Annotated in this window: 4 protein-coding genes; all 4 read left to right on the top strand. The window is 65.1% G+C overall.

What is annotated here, in order from left to right:
* On the top strand, nucleotides 1-798 hold a 798-nt coding region (locus tag EOD15_RS29955; protein ID WP_148129703.1), incomplete at its 5' end, for a tripartite tricarboxylate transporter substrate-binding protein.
* A gap of 123 nt (nucleotides 799-921) precedes the next feature.
* Nucleotides 922-1,458, top strand: coding sequence for a tripartite tricarboxylate transporter TctB family protein (locus EOD15_RS29950; protein WP_127320500.1), 537 nt, complete (start codon nucleotides 922-924; stop codon nucleotides 1,456-1,458).
* Nucleotides 1,459-1,462: 4 nt separating this feature from the next.
* Entirely contained in the window at nucleotides 1,463-2,986 is a 1,524-nt protein-coding gene (locus tag EOD15_RS29945; protein WP_023812558.1) for a tripartite tricarboxylate transporter permease, read from the top strand.
* Between the two features lie 15 nt (nucleotides 2,987-3,001).
* Nucleotides 3,002-4,105, top strand: a 1,104-nt coding sequence (locus EOD15_RS29940) for a CoA transferase (RefSeq protein WP_148129702.1), incomplete at its 3' end; no start/stop codon positions are given.

The raw sequence follows: 4,105 nt of genomic DNA, 5'->3' as shown, positions 1-4,105 counted from the left end.
GAAAAGCTGATCTCTGGTTCGCAGATCATCAATGTCGGCGGCGCCGGCGGCACTGTCGGGCTGCCGCAATTCATCAGCCAGTGGAACGGCAAAGGCAATTCCCTGATGGTCGCCGGCATGGTCATGGTTGGTGCCATCATTGCCAACAAGGCCGCGAACAATCTGACGCAAGTCACCCCGATCGCCCGCCTCACCGGCGAGTTCGAGGCCCTGGTCGTGCCGGCGGAGTCACCGTTCAAGACGGCCGCTGATTTCGTCGCCGCGCTCAAGGCCGATCCGACAAAGGTTCCTGTCGCCGGCGGCTCGGCAGGCGGTTCCGATCACATCCTGTTCGGCCTGATCGCCAAGACGGTCGGCGTTCCGGCAACCAACCTCTCCTATGTGCCGTTCGCCGGCGGCGGCGAGGCGCTGTCGGCGCTGCTCGGCAACCAGGTCGCGGCCGGCATTTCCGGCTTCGGCGAGTTCTCGGAGCAGGTCAAGGCAGGTGCGCTCAGGCTGCTCGCCATCTCGGCTGACAAGCGTCAGGACGGCATCGACGCACCGACGATGAAGGAAGCCGGCATCGATGTCGAACTGTTCAACTGGCGCGGCGTCTTCGCACCGCCCGGCGTTTCCGACGCCGACAAGGCGGCGATGGTCACAATGATCGAGACCATGGCCAAGAGCGATGCATGGGCAACCGAGTGCAAAAACCGCAACTGGACGCCCATCCTTTTGACTGGCGACGACTACGCGAAATTCCTCACCGAGGACACGGCCCGCATCACCGCGATCCTCAAGGATCTCGGCCTCGCCTGATGTGTTCAGGGGGCGGTTAGAGTGCCGCCCCCCTTCCCATCTCGCCTGCCGCATGGACATATGATGCGGCGAAACTGCGGATGCGGCCGGCTGGAGGATGCCGGCCACCTTGGGAGGACAATCATGAGCACCAGCGACCAGCAGGCGGCGCCGTGGCGCCTTGCCGTGCCGGAATTGTTGATCGGCATCGGGCTCCTGGCCTGCGCCGGCGCCGTCGCCTGGCAAACGCTGGCAATCCCGGTGTCGCCGCTCTACTCCAAGGTCGGCCCGACCGTCTTTCCCTACCTCACCATGTTCGGCCTGGTGGTTCTTTCGCTGTTGCTCATCCTCGCTGCCTTGCGCGGCGGCTGGCAGCCGGAGGAGGAAAAGGAGACGCCGACCGACTGGAAGGCGATGGGTTTCGTTGTCATCGGCCTGCTCGCCAATCTGCTGCTCATCCGGCCGCTCGGTTTCACGCTGGCATCCGTCATCATGTTCGTTCTGGTCTGCTACGGCTTCGGCAGCAAGCGCACGCTGCGTGACGCAGTGCTCGGCCTGATCCTGGCGCTGGCCGCCTATTTCGGCTTCGCCAGGGCGCTTGGCGTCAACATCGGTGCCGGTTTCATCGAGAACCAGCTGAACACGGTCATCGATGCGTTCATCACCATGTTGAGGGGCTGACGCCATGGAAACGCTCGGACATCTCGCACATGGCTTCTCGGTTGCCTTCACCCCGGTCAACCTTCTGTGGTGCCTGCTTGGCACCACACTCGGTACCGCCATCGGCGTGCTGCCCGGTCTTGGGCCGGCGCTGACCATCGCGCTGCTTTTGCCGATCACCTATCAGGTGGCGCCGGAGGCATCCTTCATCCTGTTCGCCGGCATCTACTACGGCGCCATGTATGGTGGTTCGACGACGTCGATCCTGCTCAACACGCCCGGCGAAAGCGCCACCATCGTCACTGCGTTGGAAGGCAACAGGATGGCGCGCTCCGGGCGCGGCGGCGCGGCACTCGCCACCTCCGCGATAGGCTCGTTCGTCGCCGGCACGATCGGCACGATGGGCGTCGCTTTCCTGGCGCCGGTGGTGGTCAAGTTCGCGCTGGCCTTCGGCCCGGCCGAATATTTCTCTTTGATGGTGCTGGCCTTCATCACCGTTTCGGCGGTGCTCGGCTCGTCTTCCGTACGCGGCCTGACCAGCCTGTTCGCTGGCTTCGTCATCGGCATGATCGGCGTCGACCTGCAGACCGGCCAGCCGCGCTTCACCTTCGGCACGAACGAACTGCTTGATGGCGTCGATGTCATCATTGCCGCGGTCGGCCTGTTTGCCGTCGGCGAGACGCTCTACATGGCCTCGCGCCGCTATGCCGGCAAGGACGAGATCGTGCCGCTGAAGGGCTCGCTCTACATGACGGCGGCCGAGTGGGGGCGTTCGTGGAAACCCTGGCTGCGCGGCGCTGCGATCGGCTTCCCGATCGGCGCCATGCCGGCCGGCGGCGCCGAAATCCCGACCTTCCTGTCCTATGCCATCGAAAAGAAGCTGTCGAAGCACAAGGAGGAGTTCGGCACGGTCGGCGCCATCGAGGGCGTTGCCGGCCCCGAGGCCGCCAACAATGCCTCCGCAGCCGGCGTGCTGGTGCCTATGCTGACGCTTGGCCTGCCGACCTCGGCGACCGCGGCGATCATGCTGTCGGCCTTCCAGAGCTACGGCATCAACCCCGGACCGCTGCTTCTCACGACCCAGGGCGATCTCGTCTGGGGGCTGATCGCCAGCCTGTTCATCGCCAACGTCATCCTGGTCATCCTCAACCTGCCGCTGATCGGCCTGTGGGTGCGGCTTTTGAAAATCCCGGCGCCGCAGCTCTATGCCGGCATCCTGGTGTTCGCGACGGTCGGCACCTATGGTATTTCGCAATCGCCCATCGACCTCGTCATCCTCTATCTCCTGGGGGCCGCCGGCTTCCTGATGCGGCGCTTCGATTTCCCGACCGCGCCCGTCATTATCGGCATGATCCTTGGACCGCTCGCCGAAACCCAGTTCCGCCGGGCGATGACCATCTCGAATGGCGACTGGTCGGTGTTTTACACCCACAAGCTGTCGCTGACGCTGCTGACGCTCGCCTTCATCGGCCTCGCCGGCCCGCATATCTGGGCCTTCATCGAGCATCGGCGTCGGCGCGGACCGGAGCATGTGCCCGGCGATGCCTGATCGATCCATGATGCCATGACAGAACTGCTTTCCGGTATCCGCGTCCTCGACCTGACCAACGTCCTGGCCGGTCCCTACTGCGCCTATCAGCTGGCGCTGCTCGGCGCCGATGTGATCAAGGTCGAGGCGCCGCAAGGCGGCGACCTGGCCCGCCAGCTCGGCGGCTCGCCAAAGCTGAACAGCGCCGGCATGGGCGCATCGTTCCTGGCGCAGAACGCCGGCAAACGGTCGGTGGTGCTCGACCTCAAGCAGCAAGCCGATCGCGAGCGCTTTTTCGATCTGGTGGCCAGCGCCGACGCCCTGGTGGAGAATTTCCGCCCGGGCGTGATGGATCGGCTGGGGCTTGGTTACGAGGCGCTGAAGACGGTCCGTCCAGGCCTCGTCTATTGCGCGATATCGGGTTTCGGCCAGACCGGGCCGATGCGCGACAATCCCGCCTATGACCAGATCATCCAGGGCCTGTCGGGGATCATGAGCATCACCGGAACACCGGAAACGGCGCCGCTGCGGGTCGGCTATCCCGTGGCCGACACGCTTGGCGGACTGGTCGGCGCGTTCGCCATTACCTCGGCGCTGGTGCGGCAGAAGACGAGCGGCGAGGGTGCCTTTCTCGACGTCTCGATGCTCGAATGCACACTTTCCGCGCTTGGCTGGCCGGTTTCCAACTATCTGACCGCAGGCATCGACCCCAAGCCGATGGGCAATGAGAACATGACGGCGGCACCCTCCGGTACGTTTCGCACCGGCGACGGGCTCGTCAACATCGCCGCCAACAAGCAGGAGCAGTTCGTGGCGCTGTGCCGGCTGATCGGCCGGCCGGAACTGGCCTCCGATGTCCGCTTTGCCGAGCGCGAGACGCGCAAGCGCAACCGTGCGGCGCTTAAAGTCGAAATCGAGGACGCCCTGGCGGGCGCGCCGGCCGCGGCCTGGGAAGAGATGCTCAATCGCGCCGGCGTGCCTGCCGGCAGGGTGCTGACGATCCCGCAAGTGCTGGCCGAGCCGCAAGTGCTCGAACGCCGGGTGACCGCGAATTTCGACGATGTTGCTGGCATGGACAAGCCGCTGACCGTTCTGCGCGGCGGCTTTGTCGGCAACGGCGCCTCGCCATCGACCATGAAG

The sequence above is a fragment of the Mesorhizobium sp. M7A.T.Ca.US.000.02.2.1 genome, assembly GCF_003996995.1.
In the GTDB taxonomy this organism is placed as follows: Bacteria; Pseudomonadota; Alphaproteobacteria; order Rhizobiales; family Rhizobiaceae; genus Mesorhizobium.
Note: the sequence above shows the minus strand (reverse complement) of the source record. Positions and strands in the feature narration are given on the sequence as shown.